12 protein-coding genes are annotated in these 18153 nt (G+C 71.1%); 4 read left to right on the top strand and 8 right to left on the bottom strand.

Annotated elements, in window-relative coordinates; all coding sequences use genetic code 11:
• Positions 1-294 precede the first annotated feature (294 nt).
• On the top strand, positions 295-1497 hold the full coding sequence (locus tag IEY86_RS00595; RefSeq protein WP_189129715.1) for a glycosyltransferase: 1203 nt from the start codon (positions 295-297) through the stop codon (positions 1495-1497).
• Positions 1498-1588: 91 nt separating this feature from the next.
• On the opposite strand, the gene IEY86_RS00590 is transcribed toward IEY86_RS00595, so the two are convergent.
• The 3 genes from IEY86_RS00590 to gmd are packed head-to-tail and all read right to left on the bottom strand — an operon-like array spanning position 1589 to position 4250.
• The gene (locus IEY86_RS00590; RefSeq protein ID WP_189129434.1) at positions 1589-2707 is read right to left on the bottom strand and encodes a glycosyltransferase; all 1119 of its coding nucleotides are present in this window, start codon (positions 2705-2707) and stop codon (positions 1589-1591) included.
• Positions 2704-3240, bottom strand: coding sequence for a DapH/DapD/GlmU-related protein (locus tag IEY86_RS00585; RefSeq protein WP_189129433.1), 537 nt, complete (start codon positions 3238-3240; stop codon positions 2704-2706). The genes IEY86_RS00590 and IEY86_RS00585 overlap by 4 nt, the downstream gene beginning before the upstream one ends.
• A complete protein-coding gene (gene gmd, locus IEY86_RS00580; RefSeq protein ID WP_189129432.1) occupies positions 3237-4250 on the bottom strand; it encodes a GDP-mannose 4,6-dehydratase in 1014 nt (337 codons plus the stop codon). The genes IEY86_RS00585 and gmd overlap by 4 nt, the downstream gene beginning before the upstream one ends.
• Positions 4251-4403: 153 nt before the next feature.
• On the opposite strand from gmd, the gene IEY86_RS00575 reads away from it, so the two are divergent.
• Positions 4404-5348 carry a GDP-L-fucose synthase family protein gene (locus IEY86_RS00575; protein ID WP_189129431.1) on the top strand — a complete coding sequence of 315 codons (945 nt, stop codon included), beginning with the start codon at positions 4404-4406 and terminating at the stop codon, positions 5346-5348.
• An 8-nt stretch (positions 5349-5356) separates the two neighbouring features.
• Here the strand turns inward: IEY86_RS00575 and IEY86_RS00570 are convergent, their stop codons facing one another.
• The 3 genes from IEY86_RS00570 to IEY86_RS00560 all read right to left on the bottom strand — a co-directional run bounded on the left by IEY86_RS00570 (position 5357) and on the right by IEY86_RS00560 (position 11429).
• Positions 5357-6787 carry a sugar transferase gene (locus IEY86_RS00570; RefSeq protein WP_189129430.1) on the bottom strand — a complete coding sequence of 477 codons (1431 nt, stop codon included), beginning with the start codon at positions 6785-6787 and terminating at the stop codon, positions 5357-5359.
• A gap of 406 nt (positions 6788-7193) precedes the next feature.
• The gene (gene ddaH / locus IEY86_RS00565) at positions 7194-8048 is read right to left on the bottom strand and encodes a dimethylargininase (RefSeq protein WP_373286928.1); all 855 of its coding nucleotides are present in this window, start codon (positions 8046-8048) and stop codon (positions 7194-7196) included.
• Positions 8049-8144: 96 nt separating this feature from the next.
• Complete coding sequence (locus tag IEY86_RS00560; RefSeq protein ID WP_189129429.1) at positions 8145-11429, bottom strand: GH92 family glycosyl hydrolase; 3285 nt, start codon at positions 11427-11429, stop codon at positions 8145-8147.
• A gap of 401 nt (positions 11430-11830) precedes the next feature.
• Here IEY86_RS00560 and IEY86_RS00555 point away from each other — a divergent pair, with 401 nt between their 5' ends.
• Together IEY86_RS00555 and IEY86_RS00550 are read left to right on the top strand one after the other, a co-directional pair.
• Positions 11831-15679, top strand: coding sequence for a GH92 family glycosyl hydrolase (locus IEY86_RS00555; protein ID WP_189129428.1), 3849 nt, complete (start codon positions 11831-11833; stop codon positions 15677-15679).
• Between the two features lie 303 nt (positions 15680-15982).
• Entirely contained in the window at positions 15983-17020 is a 1038-nt protein-coding gene (locus IEY86_RS00550) for an aspartate-semialdehyde dehydrogenase (protein WP_189129427.1), read from the top strand.
• Positions 17021-17078: 58 nt separating this feature from the next.
• Here the strand turns inward: IEY86_RS00550 and IEY86_RS00545 are convergent, their stop codons facing one another.
• Positions 17079-17279 (bottom strand): hypothetical protein, encoded by a 201-nt coding sequence (locus IEY86_RS00545; protein ID WP_189129761.1) that lies wholly within the window; start codon positions 17277-17279, stop codon positions 17079-17081.
• Positions 17280-17306: 27 nt separating this feature from the next.
• On the bottom strand, positions 17307-17960 hold the full coding sequence (locus tag IEY86_RS00540; protein WP_189129426.1) for a biliverdin-producing heme oxygenase: 654 nt from the start codon (positions 17958-17960) through the stop codon (positions 17307-17309).
• Positions 17961-18153: the final 193 nt, after the last annotated feature.

The raw sequence follows: 18153 nt of genomic DNA, 5'->3' as shown, positions 1-18153 counted from the left end.
GGCCAATCTATGGGACATCGGGCCATGAGGAAGTCTCCGGGGCCGAACCGAAACCTTGGCGGCACCACAGGATCACCGGCGAACTCCTAGGATGATCAGACATTTGTAGGGGAGGGGCCCGTTTTGGATGCAGTGCCGGGCAGGGATTCATTGCCGGACAGGGAATCAGCGCCGGACAGGGGCGCGGTGGCCGGTGGGGGCGCGGTGCGTGAGGGCGGCGGGGGGCCGGACCGCACAGAGGCACCAGGTGCGGCTGCGGGTGCGGAGGCCGGTCTCGACGGGCGTCGCGTGCTCCTGGTGTCCACCAACTACGCGCCCGAGCACGCGGGCATAGGCCCGTACTCCACGCAGATAGCCGAGCATCTGGCCGCCTCCGGTGTGGAGACGCATGTCCTGGCGGGGATGCCGCACTACCCGGCGTGGCGGGTGGACGAGGAGTACCGGGGGCGGTGGCGGGCCACGGAGCTGAGGGCCGGGGTGCGGGTCCACCGGCGCCGCCACACCGTGCCACCGCGCCAGACGGCCGTGCGCCGGGCCCTGTACGAGGCGAGCTTCCTCGCCCACGGCTCGCTGGCCGGGCCCGAGGTACGGCCCGACGTGGTGCTCAGCCAGATGCCGAGCCTGGCCGGGGGAGTGATCGGCGCCCGGATCGCCAGGCGGCGCAAGGTGCCGCATGCCGTCGTGGTCCAGGACCTGATGGGCGCGGCGGCGGCCCAGAGCGGGATCAGCGGCGGCGGCAGGGTCGCGGCGCTGGCCGGCGGGATCGAGGGGCGGGTGCTGCGCTCGGCGGCGGTCGTCGGGGTGGTGCACGAGTCGTTCGTGGCACGGGTGGCCGCGATGGGGGTGCCGGAGTCCAGGATCCGGGTGGTGCCCAACTGGACCCACGTCAACGGGCCCACGGGCGACCGCTCGGCCGTGCGCGCCCGGCTGGGCTGGGCTCCCGAGGACACGGTCGTGCTCCACTCGGGGAACATGGGCCTCAAACAGGGGCTGGAGGTCCTGGTGGAAGCGGCCCGCGCGGCCGGCGACCCGAGAATCCGGATCGTGCTGATGGGCGACGGCAACCAGCGCGAGGAACTGCGGCGCCTGTCCGAGGGCCTGGCCAACTTCGCGTTCCTGCCGCCGGCCGAGGACGCGGACTTCCCCGACATCCTCGGCGCCGCCGATGTCCTCGCCGTCACCCAGAAGGCGTCCGTGCTGGACATGAGCCTGCCCTCCAAGCTCACCTCGTACTTCGCGGCGGGCCGCCCGGTCATCGCCTCGGTGGCGGCAGTGGGCGGCACGGCCCAGGAGGTCGAACGCTCCGGCGCGGGCGTCGTCGTGCCCCCCGAGGACCCGCAGGCCCTGCTGGACGCCGTCCGCAAACTCGCCGCCAACCCCGGCCACGCCCGAGAACTCGGCGAGCGGGGCCCGGCCTACGTCGAGGAACGCCTGAGCCGCCGAGCGGGCCTGGCCCGTATCACCTCCCTCCTGCGGGAGGCGCTGACCACGGGGTGACGGTGCTTCACGACGACAACGGCTTCTCGCGACCGTCGCCGGCGCCGTTCGGGGTCCTCGGCAGCGCAGGGTCCACACGGTCCCGTTCTGATCAGCGGTCGGCGTCGGCGGGTGTGTACAGGTTCTCCAGGCGGTCCGCCACCGCCTGCACCGAGAAGGCTTCCTTCACCGCTCGGTGGCCCGCCTCCGTCAGGGAGCGGCGCAGTTTGTCGTCGGTGAGGAGGGTGCGGACGGCGTCCGCGAGGGCGCGGGGGGTGCCGTCGGTGACCAGGGCGGCGCCGCGGTGGTCGAGTTCGGCGGCGATGCCGCAGCTGCTCGTGCACACCACCGGCGTGCCGACCGCCAGGGCCTCCAGCACGCTCATGGGGAAGGGCTCATTGACGCTCGGCAGGACATAGACGTCGGCGGCGGCGGTCCGCGCGACGGCCGCGGTGTGGTCCAGGGCGCCGCCGTAGACCACGGTCCCGCCCACGCCCCGTTCCTCGATCAGGCGCAGGACGGCGGGCAGTGAGCCCTCGTCCGAGCCGTGGAGGGTGAACGAGGCGTCCGGCACCTCTTCGCGGACCAGGGCGGCCATCTCGACGAAGGCCTCAGGGCGCTTGCGCTCCTGGAGGCGGGCCAGGTACAGCACATCGAGGCCGGCCGCCTCCCGTGTGCGCTCCACGACCCGCACCCCGTTGGGCAGCCGCACCAAGGGGGGCGCCTTGTCCCCGAACACCTCGCGCAGACCCGCCTCCTCCTCGTCGGTGAGGACCAGCGCGGCCCGCGCCCTGCGCAGCAGCGGCACATACAGGCGGTCGAAGACCCTGGCCACCGGCGAGCGCCGGGGCTGGACCATGCCATGGGTCTGGACGACGAACGGGCGGCGCCGCAGCACGGCCACCGCGAGCGCGGCCAGCGAGACCAGGTCGCGTCCGGCGTGGACATGGACGGCGTCGGCCCGGCCGGTGCGCCGCCACAGGTCGAGCGCGAGGCCGGGGTGGAACAGGCCGAGGAAGCCCTGGCCCGGAATGAGGGTGCGGGCCCGGCGGGCGCGCAGCGGGACCCCGTCCACCTGGTCCGGCGCCGGGGCGGCGCCCCGCCACAGCGACAGCAGCTCCACCTCGTGGCCTCGGGCGGCCAGTTCGCCGAGCTGCCCGGTGGCCACGCTGACCGGCCCGCCGTAGGCGCCGTCGTCGCTGACCAGCGTGACGACATGAGCGACCCTCACGAGGTGCCCCCGGTGGTCAGCACCGCGCCCGCCTTGACGTCCTGGTGGGCGACCGCCCCGGCTCCGACGACCGCGCCCTCGCCGACCGTCACCCCGCGCAGCACGACCGCGCGGGCGGCGACCCAGGAGCCGGGCTCCAGCCGGATCGGCCCGTTGTCGAACTCGAAGGTGGGCGAGCGCCGCTGGTGGCTGCCGGTGCACAGCATCGCGCCCTGGGAGACGCAGACGTCGCTGCCGATGGTGATGGGCTCGAGGTTGATCAGCCAGGAGTCCTCGCCGATCCACACGTCGTCCCCCACCTCCAGCTTCCACGGCCACTGCACACGCACCCGGTGCCGTATCAGCACCCGCTGCCCGACGGCGGCGCCGAACGCGCGCAGGAGGGCCGGCCGCCAGCGCGCGGGGAACCACCACTTGACGAAGAGCAGGTTCAGCGCGGCGAACCAGGCCGCCTGGACGGCGATGCCCCGGCCCTTGTCGTACCCCGCTCCGGTGAACCCCCGCAGGCTGCGCTCCCGAGGGTCCGCCGTCATCGGTCGACCCGGACCGTCTGCCCCGACATCTCGTCCTCGAGCTGCCGCACATCGGCTTCGACCATGATCCGCGCGAGCTCGTCGAACTGCACCTTCGGGGTCCAGTCCAGCAGGTCGCGGGCCTTGGAGGCGTCACCGATCAGCGCGTCGACCTCGGAGGGGCGCTCGTACTTGGGGTCGAAGCGTACATACCGCTCCCACTCCAGGCCGACGGAGCCGAAGGCCGCGCCCAGGAAGTCCTTGACCGTGGCGGGCACACCGGTCGCCACCACGTAGTCGTCCGGTACGTCGCGCTGGAGCATCCGCCACATCGCCTCGACGTACTCCGGTGCGTAGCCCCAGTCGCGCACGGCGTCCAGATTGCCCATGTAGAGCCGTTCCTGGAGCCCCGCGTGGATACGGGCGACGGCGCGGGTGATCTTGCGGGTGACGAAGGTCTCACCGCGGCGCGGGCTCTCGTGGTTGAACAGGATCCCGTTGACGGCGAAGAGGCCGTACGCCTCGCGGTAGTTCACCGTCGACCAGTACGCGAAGACCTTGGCGCAGCCGTAGGGGCTGCGCGGGTGGAACGAGGTGCGCTCGTTCTGCGGCGGGGGCGTCGAGCCGAACATCTCCGATGACGAGGCCTGGTACAGCCGGGTCCGCACCCCGCTCGCCCGGATCGCCTCCAGCAGCCGCGCCGCGCCGAGCCCGGTCACGTCACCGGTGTACAGGGGGGCGTCGAAGGAGACCCGGACATGGGACTGGGCGCCCAGGTTGTAGACCTCGTCGGGCTGTATGTCCCGCAGCAGGTTGACCAGCGCGACACCGTCGGACAGGTCGGCGTGGTGCAGTACCAGGCGGCGGTCCGGTGTCTGCGGGTCCTGGTAGATGTGGTCGATCCGCTCGGTGTTGAAGCTCGACGAGCGCCTGATCAGACCGTGCACCGTGTAGCCCTTGTCGAGCAGGAGCTCGGCAAGGTACGAGCCATCCTGACCGGTTATGCCAGTTATGACGGCGGTCTTGTTCATTTCTGTGCCCCCCTCAAGGCAGTCCCCGTTCGTAATGTGCCCCCGAGCGGGGACCGTACCTGTTCCGGATCACCGGAGTCGAGCAGTGGGCCCATGTCCGGAATTTCCCTCGATCCGGTGGAGCCGCCCCGAGTCACTGGCAGAATCCATCCCATGGATGACTTGCTGCCGCCCCCCGCCCGGGTCTTCGTCGCGGGCCACCGCGGTCTCGTGGGATCCGCGGTCGCCCGCCGCCTCGCCGCCCGTGGCTACGAGGTCCTCACCCGCACCCGGGCCGAACTCGACCTGCGGGACGCCGCCTCCACCGCCGCCTACCTGCGTGAGGCCCGACCCGACGCGGTCGTGCTCGCCGCCGCCAAGGTCGGCGGGATCATGGCGAACAGCACCCGCCCCGTGGAGTTCCTCGAGGACAACCTGCTCATCCAGCTCGGCGTCGTCTCCGGCGCCCACGCCGCCGGAGTGCGCCGCCTGCTCTTCCTGGGATCGAGCTGCATCTACCCCAAGTTCGCACCCCAGCCGATCACCGAGGACGCGCTGCTGACCGGCCCGCTGGAGCCGACCAACGAGGCCTACGCCATCGCCAAGATCGCCGGGATCGTGCAGATCCAGTCCTACCGCAAGCAGTTCGGCGCCTCCTACATCGCCGCCATGCCGACCAACCTCTACGGCCCCGGCGACAACTTCGACCTCGAGACCTCCCATGTCCTGCCCGCCCTCATCCGCCGCTTCCACGAGGCCAGGCAGGAGGAGCGCGCCGAGGTCGAGCTCTGGGGCACCGGCACCCCGCGCCGGGAGTTCCTGCACGTGGACGACCTCGCGGCGGCCTGCGAGACACTGCTGCGCCGCTACGACGGGGACGACGTGGTCAACGTCGGCTGCGGCGAGGACCTGACGATCCGCGAGCTCGCCGAGACCGTGGCCGAGGCCGTCGGCTACGAGGGCAAGCTGGTCTGGGACCGCAGCCGTCCGGACGGCACCCCCCGCAAGCTGCTCGACATCGGCCGGATGCGCGCCCTCGGGTGGGCGCCGCGGATCCCGCTGGCCGAGGGGATCGCGGCCACCTACCGCTCGTGGCAGTCCGCACCGGCCCACGCCTGAGCGCCGCCCTAGTAGGCGCCGCGGCCGTCGACCACCGCCCGCAGGGTGCGGGCCATGACGTCGACGTCCCTGGCGAGGGACCAGTTGTCCACGTAGCTGAGGTCCAGCGCGACGGTCTCGTCCCACGAGAGGTCGGACCGTCCGCTGACCTGCCACAGACCGGTCAGGCCCGGCCTGACGCTGAGCCTGCGCATCTCGACCTCGTCGTAGCGGGCCACCTCCTCGGGCAGCGGCGGCCTCGGTCCGACCAGGGACATGTGCCCGGCCAGGACGTTGAACAGCTGCGGCAGCTCGTCGAGGGAGTAGCGGCGCAGGAAGCGTCCGACCCGGGTCACCCGGGGGTCCTTGCGCATCTTGAACATATGGCCGTCGTTCTCGTTCGCCGACTCCAGCTCCCCCCGAAGCCGTTCGGCGCCGTCGATCATCGTGCGGAACTTCCACATCCGGAAAGGCCTGCCGACCTTGCCGATACGTATCTGCTGATGGAACGCGGGGCCTTTTGAGTCCAGGCGGACCGCCAGCGCGACAAGGGTGAACAGCGGGGAGAAGCCCACGATGAGGGCCAGCGCGCCCACCCGGTCGGTCACCGTCTTCAGCACCGACGGCAGGCCGCGCCGGATGGGCGGCGCGACATGCATGAGGGTCAGTCCGGCCGCCGAGGCCAGCCGGACCCGGCGCCGTGAGACGTCGGTCAGACCGGGGAGCACGGCGAGCGGCCGCCCGTTGTCGTGGAGCGCCCAGGAGAGCCGGCGCAGCCGCTCACCCGCCATGTGCTGTCCCGGCGCGACGAAGATCAGATCCGCGCCGAGGGTGTCGGCGCTCTCCAGCACGGCCGCCGCGTCGTCCGGGCCGGGGCGGGCCCCCGCACCGCCCAGCCGGGTGTACACGGGAAGGCCGGACGCGGAGGCACCCTCTCCTATGGCGCAGATGCCCACGGCCACGAACTCGTGGTCGGTGCGGCGGGCGAGGTGCCCGACGATGTGGTCGGCCGCCGTCGTCTCACCCACCACCAGCACCCGGCGGACCGCCTGCGCCTCACGGCGGGTGGCCAGCAGATGCCGGTGCATGGCCTTCCTGCGGACAACGGTCACCAGCACGCAGGGCAGGAGCGCGACGAGCGCGGCCGCCGCCGAGGTGCTGTCACCGGCGACCACGTGGAGCACCGCGAGCACACCGATCAGCGTCACCCAGTCACGGGCGACGGCGATCACCGAGCCGCTCTCGGCGAGCTGCCTGCGGCTGTACCGGTTCCTCGAGGCCGCTATCGACAGCCAGGCGGCCGCCGCGGCCACCGCGCACCACCCCGGGCGCGGCTGGTCGGTGGCGTCGAAGACGGCACCGACCGGCAGGGCGACTCCCAGCGCGTCGACGAGCAAGGCGGTCGGGAGATACCACCCGGCCTTCTCCTCCTGTTTGAGGAATGTTCTCTTCCGTGCCATCGCGGGATCGAGCACACTCGAACCCGCGATTCCGAACAGCCGCATGGACCCCCCTGCTGGCTCAGCCGGAACATCTGGCGCAGCTGTCACTCCCCCAGAGTGTCGGCTCGCCATTCCACCATCGAACGCTAGGACACTGACCAGTGTGTCCGCTGCGATTTACCTAACTTGATGGTTCAGTTGTTCCCTGGTTCACATAACGGGGGGCCCGATGCAGTTGAGGCCCGCCCGCACTAACGATGCGCAGCGTACGACAGCGGAGCCGTTTCGCGCGCGTTCGGGATCGCTCGGGCGAGCCTGCCGCCGCTGCCGGCGCGACGCGTGGGCGGCAGGGACAGGGGCAGGGACAACCGTGGCCGCCCCGAACGGCAGCCCGGGGCGGGCGCGGTCTCCTGCTCGGGTCGGGTCAGGCCGCGACAGCGATCTCCTCACCCCGTTCACGCAGTTCCTGCGTGCAGCACTTCACGCTGCCGCCCGCCTTGATCAGCTCGGAGGTGTCGACGCCGATCGGCTCGTAGCCGTGTGCCCTCAGCCGGGCCGCCAGTGCCTGCGCCCCCTGCGGCAGCAGGACATGGCGGCCGTCGCACACCGCGTTGAGCCCGAAGGCGGTGGCGTCCTCGTCGGTGGCCAGCACCGCGTTCGGGAACAGCCGCCGCAGCACCGCCCGGCTCCCGGCCGAGAACGCCGACGGGTTGTACACGACCTCGTCGCCGTCCAGGACGGCCAGGGCGGTGTCGAGGTGGTAGTAGCGCGGGTCGACCAGTTCCAGGCTGATGACCGGGCGGCCGAAGAACTCCTGGAGTTCGGCGTGCGCGAAGGGACTGCTGCGGAAACCTTTCCCCGCGAGCAGCCAGGAGCTGGTGACGGCGAAGTCGCCCTCACCCTCGTTCACGTGCTCCGGCTCGTGCACGTCCCTGTATCCCTGGGCCCGGAACCACTCCAGATGCGCCGTCGCCTCGTCCCGCCGCTGCGGGTTGGCGAACCGCGCGCCCAGGACCCTGCCGTCCACGACCGTCGCGCCATTGGCCGCGAAGACCATGTCCGGCAGGCCCGGGACCGGGTCCAGCACCTCGACCGTGTGGCCGAGCGAGAGGTACCGGTCGCGCAGGTCCTCCCACTGGGCGAGGGCCAGCTCCCGGTCGACGGGCTTGGTCGGATCCATCCAGGGATTGATGGAGTAGGTGACCTCGAAGTAGGTCGGCGGGCACATCAGATACCGCCGGGGTGTGGCGGTCCGTTCCGGCACGGCGTGTGTGCGCAATGAGGGCTCCTAAGGTCCGGGTGGGACACCTGTGCGCAGACTGTCCCCCCGGATCCTAGGAAATGCACAGAGCACGCCATGGATTCCTGCGGAAAATCAGCCCGAACTCCCCGTGGCGACCGCAAAAACGTGCAGTTGTTCGTCGTCCGGCAGTGTCACGCTCGCGATCTTCCTGCCCTCGGGGGCGTGGAAGGGCTTGGTGGCGAAGACATAGGTGCCCACGGGGTCCTTGTCACTGCCGATGACGTTGCGGTACGGAGTCTTGGCGACGACCAGGTTTCCGTACTGGATGGTGCCGCCCCCGCCGCCGATCGTCCAGTCGGTGAACGACAGGTCCGCGGTGCCCGTGCTTCCGTCGGTGTAGGTGACCTTGGCCGTCCTGGAGCTGTCGCCGTTGCTGGCGCTGCCGATGAACGACAGGGATGTGACCGGGGGCAGGTCCAGGGTCTGCCCGGAGGCCACCGCGTTGTCGGGGCGCCCGGCCGGGGAGTCCGGCCAGGTGAACTCCAGCCCCTCGACGGTCCTGGCGGCGCCCGGGGTCAGCCCCTCGGCGGCGAGCGCCTGGCGCGAGTAGCTCCAGCCCCCGCCGTCGAAGTCGGCGTCGTCGTGGTCGCCCGAGTCCTGGGAGGCGCCCGCGTTGTTGAAAGCCGCCAGCAGGGTGCCGGGCTCGGCGACGGTGAGGGCCACCGGCTGCCGGACCGTCTGGCCCTCGGTCGTCACCGTGACCACGGCGTCGCTGAAGCCCTGCTTGGTCTCCGCCGTCGTGGACAGCGTGATCTCCGCCGTGCCGTCCCGCACCGTTCCCGACGCCGGGGAGGCGGTGACCCCGTCCGGGGCGCGGACCTCGAAGCGGAGCTGGGGCCCGGTGCTCCCGTTCAACGAGACCGTGGAGACCTTCACCTTCGTGCTCTCGCCGGGCGCCAGCGTGGCCGTGGTCGGGCCCACGCCGATCTGGTACGGCTGCTCGCCGTCGCGGAAGGACGGCGGGGCGTCGGCGGCGGAGCCGCCCCAGTCGGGATCGCGGGTGGTGCCGAGGGTGTAGTCGAGCCTGCCGCCGTGCTCGAGGAACGAGCCCGGCAGCCAGGGCTTGGCGCTGGTGCGCCCATTGACCCGCAGGCCATGCACGAAGGGAGCGTCCTCGGCGGCCGCGGGAGCCGAGACGGTGATGTCCCGCGAGCCCCGTTCGATGTGCACCCGCGGGAAGAGCGGCGAGGCCAGGACCAGTTCGGCGCGCGAGGGCACCTGCGGATACATACCGAGGGCCGAGAAGACGTACCACGACGACATCTCACCGAGGTCGTCATTGCCGGGGATGCCGCCGGGGGCGGTGGTCCACAGCTGCTTCATCGCCGCGCGGACCGTCTCCTGGGCCTTGTCGGGGCGTCCCGCGTAGTCGTACAGGTAGGGGACATTGACCGACGGCTCGTTGTCCAGCTCGGACTTGTCCCCTCCCGAGCCGGTCAGCGCCCAGCTCCCGTCGGCCTTGTGGAAGAACGAGTCCAGGCGGGCCAGCGCCTTGTCCCGGCCGCCCATCGCGGCGAACAGGCCGGCGGGGTTGTGCTGGACCATCCAGGTGTACTGGGCGCTGGTGCCCTCCACGAACCCATTGCCCGTGGCCGGGGTGAAGCCGGTGACCCAGCTGCCGTCGGCCTTGCGGTTGGCGATGTAGCCGCCCCCCTTGTCGGCCTCGACATTGAAGTTGTTCTGCCACCACTGCGCGCGCTTTCCGAACTCCTCGGCGGTCCTCGGGCGCCCGGCGGCCGCGGCCAGCCGGGAGAGCGCGTAGTCGGCGCCCGACATCTCCAGCGTCTCGGCCGCGCCCGCCCACGCGTTGGACACCGACGGCATGTAGTGCAGCTTGAGGTACTTGTCGAGGGAGGGCCGCTGCCCGACCGACATGATCGGCTTGCCCGCGGGGCTCAGGTCCTTCGCCGTGGGCCTGGTCGCGGCCTTCACCAGCGAGTCCAGGGCCGCGTCGAGGTCGAAGTCCCGCCCGCCGAAGGCATGGATGCCGGCGAGAGCGGGGGCCGAGGGGTCGCCGTTCATCACGTGGGTGCCGCCCGCGTTGTGGATCCAGCGGTCCCAGATGCCGCCGTTCTGCTGGGCGAGGTTCAGCAGCGACTGCGCGATGTCGGAACCGGTGCGCGGCCTCAGAAGAGTGAGGAGCTGCACCTGCGAGCGGTAGACGTCCCAGCCGGAGAAGGTGCCGTACTGCGCGCGGTGGCCCTTGGAGACCCGGTGGACCTTGCCGTCGCTGCCCGAGTAGCGGCCGTCCGCGTCGCTGATCACATTGGGGTGCAGCAGGCTGTGGTAGAGCGCGGAGTAGAACGTGGTGCGCTGGGCGTCGGTGCCACCGCCCACCCTGATCGCGGCGAGCTGGTCGCGCCAGGCGCCGTGGGCGGCGCGCACGAGCCGGTCGAAGCCGCGGCGGCCGGGGTTCTCGGCCTCCAGATTGGCCTTCGCGGCGGCCCGGCTGACATAGGAGATGCCGACCCGGACGTTCACCGGCTCCTTGCCGGGCGCGAACCGCACATAGCCGCCGGAGCCCTTGCCCGCCACCGGTCGGCCGCCGTTGTCGAAGCCGCCGGTGCCGCCCTTGGCGCTCGTGGTCCCGGGGCGCAGGTCCCCGTCCTGCCAGGTGCCGGTGGCGGTGAAGTCGCGGTCGAAGACGGCTGTGAAGTGCAGTGTGTAGTAGCTGCGCCGTCCCTCGGGGTCGAGGTAGCCGCAGAAGTTGCCGCTGGTGACCGAGCCGGAGACGGTCCGGGTGGCCGGGTCGATGTCGATGTCCGCGTCGGTGCTGCCGACCTCGGAGTTGGCGGTGCGGATCAGCAGGGAGGCCGGCTTGTCCTGGGGATAGGTGAATCTGGCCGCGCCCGTCCGGGTCGTCGCCGTCAGGTCCGCGCTCGCGCCGGACTTGAGGGCCACCTTGTAGTGGCCGGGCTCGGCGGTCTCGTCGTCGTGGCTGAAGTCGGAGGCGTAGACCGCGTCCTTGGTGTCGGAGGCGGGGGAGGAGGTGACGTCGCCGACGTGGGGGAAGAACGGGATGTCGCCGGAGCCTCCCGCGCAGCCCGTGCCCGACATATGGGTGAGGCTGAAGCCGCGGATGCGGGTGGCGTCGTACTGGTAGCCGCCGGGGGCGGCGGTGCGGGTGGCGTCCCCGCGGGTGTTCTCCGGGCTCCACGAGGCCATGCCGAACGGCAGGACGGCACCGGGGAAGGCATTGCCGCCGTTCTTCGTGCCGATCAGCGGATCGACATAGGCGGTCGGGTCGTCGACGAGTCCGTCGTCGTGACGGGGCGCGGCGAGCGCCGGAGCGGCCGTGGTGACCAGCGCGCCGGTCACCACCGCGGCGAGTAGGGAGGACAAGGGACGGAAGGGCACTGCGGACCCACCTTCCAGGAGGGGCCGCGATCACCGGGTCGTGCAAGCCGCGCGCACTGTACCGCGGCGGACCCGAGGAGCGGAACAGCTCCGTCCGGCCCGGTCGCTGATGCGATGTCAGGAGCACCCGGTCGTACGAAGCGTGTGAGGTGCGGGGCGGTGCCGTTGCCGTGCCGCCGGCGTGGCGTGCCACGGGGCAGCCGCAACCGGAGCCGCACGGATGGTATGTGACGCCGAGCCAGCAGCCCCCTTGACACCACCAGCCCCGCTGGGTCGTACTTGTTTTCGCGCACTGGCCCTGCCGTTCTCGGATTTGGGCTGACAACGTTGTCGCGATCACCGTCCGGCAAGCCACCTTCAGCACAGCAACTCCCGTACCCCACGAACAGGAGAGGCTCGGAATGCAGCGCAGACGAAGGCGCGGACACGGACGAGCGGCCGCCCTCGTGGCGGCCGTTGTGCTGGTCGCGACCGCACAGGGGGCCGCTGCCGCCGCTCCCCACGAGCCCGCTCCGGCAGCGGGGCGGTTCTCCTCCTCGTTCGAGCCCGGCGACCCGCAGCCCGCATGGCGCAACACCGTCGAGACCGACGCGGCGGGCGCCAAGAGGGCGTCGGGCATAGACGGCACGGTCACCACGGGTATCCCCGGCAATGTCACCGACAAGGTCACCGACGTCAGGGCCAACGGCGAGTACGAGGCGTCGGGCGAGGTGAAGGAGAACCTCGTCGACGGCGAGGTCTCCTCCAAATGGCTGGTCTTCGAGAACACCGGCTGGGTCGAGTTCGACCTCGAGGACCCCGTCGCCGTCGTCCGGTACGCCCTGTCCTCCGCCAACGACGAACCAGGGCGGGACCCCAGGGACTGGAAGCTCCAGGGCTCCAAGGACGGCAAGGACTGGACGACGCTCGACACCCGCGAGGGCCAGAGCTTCGAGGAGCGGTTCCAGACGAAGGAGTACTCCTTCGACAACTCCACCGCCTACCAGCACTACCGGCTGGAGATCACCCGCAACGCCGGGGACGGCATCCTGCAACTCGCCGAGGTGCAGTTCTCCGACGGCAACACCGCGCCGCCCGCCCCCTCCGACATGCGCAGCTTCGTCCACCGCGGCCCGTCCGGCTCGCCCACGGCGAAGTCCAACGCGGGCTTCACGGGTCTTCACGCGCTGCAGTACGCGGGCACCCACAAGCCCGACGGCCGCGCCTACTCGTACAACAAGGTCTTCGACGTGGATGTGAAGGTCACCGCGCGCACGCGGCTGTCCTACATGATCTTCCCTCAGATGCCCGAGACGGACCTGAAGTACCCGGCGACGTACACCTCGCTCGACCTCGCCTTCACCGACGGCACGTACCTCAGTGATCTGCGCGCGGTCGACCAGCAGGGCGCACGCCTGTCACCACAGGGGCAGGGCGCCTCCAAGACGCTCTACGTGAACCAGTGGAACCACAAGGAGTCGGCGATCGGCGCCGTCGCCGCGGGCCGGACCGTCGACCGGGTCCTGGTCGCCTACGACGCGCCCAAGGGCCCGGCGAAATTCCGCGGCTGGGTGGACGACATCGACATCGGACCGGCGCCGCAGGAGAAGCCGTCGGCGCACCTGTCCGACTACGCCTCCACTGTCCGCGGCACCAACTCCACCGGCAACTTCTCCAGGGGCAACAACTTCCCGGCCACGGCGGTCCCGAACGGCTTCAACTTCTGGAGCCCGATGACCAACTCGGCCTCCACCAGCTGGCTCTACGACTACGCACGGGCCAACAACGACAAGAACCTGCCGACCCTCCAGGCGTTCACCGCCAGCCATGAGCCCAGCCCGTGGATGGGCGACCGGCAGACCTTCCAGGTCATGCCCTCCTCCGCCGCCGGCACCCCCGACGCCTCACGCAAGGCCCGCGCCCTGCCGTTCCGCCACGAGAACGAGACGGCCAAGCCCCACTACTACGGGGTGACCTTCGAGAACGGGCTCAGGACGGAGATCGCCCCCGCCGACCATGCCGCCATGATGCGGTTCACCTTCCCCGGCGACGACGCGAGCGTCATCTTCGACAACGTCAACGACAAGGGCGGCCTGACCCTCGACGCCGAGCACGGCACGTTCACCGGCTACTCCGATGTGAAAAGCGGCCTGTCCACCGGGGCCACGCGCCTGTTCGTCCACGGCGTCTTCGACGCGCCGGTGACCGACAGCGGCAAGCTCAAGGGCGGCGGGGGAGACAACGTCACCGGCTTCTTCCGCTTCAGGACCGGCGCCGACCGCACCGTTCACCTGAGGATCGCGACCTCCCTCATCGGCACCGACCAGGCCAAGGCCAACCTCGAGCAGGAGATCCCGCAGTCGGCGTCGTTCTCCTCGGTCGAGGCCCGCGCCCGCGACGCCTGGGACGGCATCCTCGGCAGGATCGAGGTCGAGGGGGCGACCCGCGACCAGCTGACCACCCTGTACTCCAACCTCTACCGCCTCTACCTCTACCCCAACTCCGGTTTCGAGAAGACGGACGAGGGCATCCGGTACGCCAGCCCGTTCTCCGCCCCCACCGGCGAGAACACCCCCACCCGTACGGGCGCGAAGATCGTCGACGGCAAGGTCTATGTCAACAACGGCTTCTGGGACACCTACCGCACCACCTGGCCCGCCTACTCCTTCCTCACCCCGAAGCGGGCCGGTGAGATGGTCGACGGATTCGTCCAGCAGTTCAAGGACGGCGGCTGGATGTCCCGCTGGTCCTCACCCGGCTACGCCGACCTCATGACCGGCACCAGCTCCGACGTGGCCTTCGCCGACTCCTACCTCAAGGGCGTCGACTTCGACGCGGAGGCGGCGTACCGCGCGGCGCTGAAGAACGCCACCGTCGCCCCGCCCAACTCCGGCGTCGGCCGCAAGGGCATGGAGACCTCGGTCTTCCTCGGCTACACCGGCACCGGCACCCGCGAGGGCATGTCCTGGGCGCTGGAGGGCTACCTCAACGACTTCGGCATCGCGCAGATGGCGAAGAAGCTGTACCAGCGCACCGGCAAGCGGCAGTACAAGGAGGAAGGGGACTACTTCCTCGGCCGGGCCCGCAACTACGTCAACCTCTACGACCCGTCGATCGGCTTCTTCCAGGGCAAGGACGCCTCCGGCAAATGGCGCCTGCCGGCCGACAAGTACGACCCGCGGGTGTGGGGCTACGACTACACCGAGACCAACGGCTGGAACATGGCGTTCACCGCGCCCCAGGACGGCCGGGGCCTGGCCAACCTCTACGGCGGCAAGGACAAGCTCGCCAAGAAGCTCGACACCTTCTTCTCCACGCCCGAGACCGCGTCCCCGGACTTCGCCGGCTCCTACGGCGGCATCATCCACGAGATGACCGAGGCCCGCGATGTGCGGATGGGGATGTACGGGCACAGCAACCAGCCCTCCCACCACATCCCCTACATGTACGACGCGGCCGGGCAGCCCTCGAAGACGCAGGCGCTGGTGCGGGAGGCCGTCTCCCGCCTGTACGCGGGCAGCGAGATCGGCCAGGGCTACGCGGGCGACGAGGACAACGGCGAGATGTCCGCGTGGTACGTCTTCAGCTCCCTCGGCTTCTACCCGCTGGTGATGGGCAGCCCCGAGTACGCCGTCGGCTCGCCGCTGTTCAGGAAGGCCACCGTGCACCTGGAGAACGGCCGGGACCTGGTGGTCAGGGCTGCGCGCAACAGCGCGTCCAACGTCTACGTCCAGGGGCTCGAGGTCAACGGCAGGCGCTGGAACTCCACGGCCCTGCCGCACGCGCTGCTGGCCAGGGGCGGAACGCTGGAGTTCGCCATGGGACCGCGGCCCTCCCACTGGGGCACCGGCCGGGACTCCGCTCCCACCTCGATCACCAAGGGCGACGAGGTCCCCTCACCGCTCGCCGACGTCACCACGGCGGACACCGAGACCACCTCCAGCGCGGGCGACGCCAAGGCCCTGGTGGACAACACCTCGGCCACGGCCACCTCCGTGGAGTGGGCGCAGGTGAAGCTGGACGGCAAGTCCCGACCCCGCATGTACACCCTCACCTCCATGGACGCCTCGAAGGCCCCGTCGGGCTGGGTGCTCAAGGGCTCGGACGACGGTGAGAAGTGGAAGGTGCTGGACACCCGGTCCGACCAGTCCTTCTCCTGGAACCAGCAGACCCGTGTCTTCGGGATCGGCCACCCCGGGCGCTACACCCACTACCGCCTGGAACTGACCGGCGGCCCGGCCTCCCTCGCGGAGTTCGAGCTGCTCTCCTGACCATCCCCATCCCCCTCCCCCCCGAGGCCGGAGGTCCCCGCCCCCGAGGGGACCTCCGGCCGCCACCCGTGTGCCGGGCGGTCGGCGGAGGGGCTGAGCCGGCCGGGCCGCTGCGGGCTGCGCCGCCGTGGACCGGGGCCTGCGTGGACTGCGGCCTGCGTGGACTGGGGCCTGCGTGGACTGGGGCCTGCGTGGGCCGCGCCGTCGTGGACAGCCGCCGCGCACGCGAGCCGGCCCGGAGCCGGTGTCCGATGGGCGATATCGGCTTGGGTGGGGACAGGGCCGCTGGGTAGGGTCGCCGTCATGAGGATCGGCATTGTAGGAGCCACCGGCCAGGTCGGCGGCGTCATGCGGAAGATTTTGGACGAGCGGCAGTTCCCCGCGGACACGCTGCGCCTGTTCGCCTCGGCCCGCTCCGCCGGGCGGACGCTGCCGTGGCGCGGCGGTGACATCACGGTCGAGGACGCGGCCACGGCCGACTACAGCGGCCTGGACATCGTGCTGTTCTCGGCGGGCGGCTCCACCTCCAAGGCGCTGGCGCCCACCGTGGCGGCGGCCGGGGCCGTCGTGATCGACAACTCCTCCGCCTGGCGGCGCGACCCCGAGGTGCCCCTCGTGGTCTCCGAGGTCAACCCGCACGCCGTGGCGGACCGCCCCAAGGGCATCGTCGCCAACCCGAACTGCACCACCATGGCCGCCATGCCGGTCCTGCGGCCGCTGCACGCCGAGGCGGAGCTGGTCGCCCTGGTCGCCTCCACCTACCAGGCGGTCTCCGGCAGCGGGCTCGAGGGGGTCGCGGAGCTCGACGAGCAGGTCAACAAGGTCGCCGAGCGGGCCAAGGAGCTGACCCACGACGGCTCGGCGGTGGAGTTCCCCGCGCCGAACAAGTACGTGCGCCCCATCGCGTTCAATGTCCTGCCGCTGGCGGGCTCGATCGTGGACGACGGCTCCTACGAGACCGATGAAGAGCAGAAGCTGCGCCACGAGAGCCGCAAGATCCTCGGGATCCCCGGGCTGAAGGTGTCCGGCACCTGTGTGCGCGTGCCCGTCTTCACCGGCCACTCGCTCCAGCTCAATGCCCGGTTCGCCCGTCCGATCACCCCGGAGCGCGCCCGTGAGCTGCTCGACGGTGCCCCGGGTGTGAGCCTGTCCGAGGTGCCGACCCCGCTCCAGGCGGCCGGTCAGGACCCGACCTTCGTGGGCCGTATCCGGGCCGACGAGACCGTTGACGGCGGGAACGGCCTCGCGCTGTTCTGCTCCGGCGACAACCTCCGCAAGGGAGCGGCGCTCAACGCCGTGCAGATCGCCGAGTTGGTCGCCGCGGAGCTCGGCGCGCGCTAGCCGGTGCGGGCGCACCGGCCGGTCCAGCCCCGTGCTCGGGTCCAGCCCAATGCTCCGGTCAGCCGGAGCACTGGGAGCGCTGGGCCTGCTGCCAGTGGCAGACCGGACACAGGGTGGCGCCGTCCTCGGTCGGTTCGCCGCACAGGTCGCAGACGCAAGCCTTCACCGCCGCCGAGGGTGAGCCCTCGGCCGGGGTGTCGGCCTCGGTGGGGTCGTCGCCGCAGCACCGAGGCGCGGAAGAGGATTCCTGGGAGCCCATGCGGTCCATTGTGCTCCAGCGCCTCGTTCACGCGCTGAGCGGGAACTGCCCGTCCAGCGCCTCCAGGATGCCGCGGTTGAAGCCGAACGCCCGGCGGCACTCCTCGATCACCCGTTGCTTCTCCACTTCGTCCACGGGCAGCCCGTCCAGCAGGGCGCGGTACTCCCGCTTGAACTCGGCCGGGTTCGGTATCGACGTGAAGACGTAGAACCGCACACCGTCGCCCCGGTGGTCCAGGCCCCAGCGGCGCTCGGCGATCGAACGGATGATCTGCCCGCCGGAGAGGTCACCCAGATAGCGGGTGTAGTGGTGGGCGACATACCCCGCGGGCCATTCCTCCGCGACCTCGCGGATGCGCGCGGCGTAGACCGCGGTGACGGGCAGCGGCTCCAGTCGGCGCCGCCATCCGGGGCCCGACAGATGGGCCAGATCCTTGGCGAGCTCCGCGGCGCGCATGAGCTCCGGTTTCAGGAAGGGGCCCGCCACCGGATCGTCCTCCAGCCGCTGCGCACTGCCCTCCAGCGCCTCGTACACGAACCACAGCTGCTCGGTCATCCGGGTGAAGGCGTCGAGCCCGAGGCGCCCGTCGAGCAGATGGCTCATGAACGGGGAGTGGTTGGTCGCGGCATGGCTGCCCTGCGAGGCGGTACGGATGGCCGTGGAGAACGGGGTGGGCTCCATGGGTACCTCCGGTGCGCCGGGGCAGCTTGCCGACAAGGGGTCGGCAAGTTCTCCCCTCATGTGTGCCCCGCCACGGCGTCCTCCACACCGGTCCGGGGCAATCGAGGGGGAGGCGGCGAAAGCCCGGAGCGGCGCGTCGGCGGCACCCCCGTTGTGACAGCCGTGGCCGGGAGGAGGAGGATGGGGAAACCAT

The sequence above is a fragment of the Wenjunlia tyrosinilytica genome (genome assembly GCF_014646055.1).
Lineage (GTDB): Bacteria > Actinomycetota > Actinomycetes > Streptomycetales > Streptomycetaceae > Wenjunlia > Wenjunlia tyrosinilytica.
This window is presented reverse-complemented; position numbering and strand designations above follow the sequence as displayed.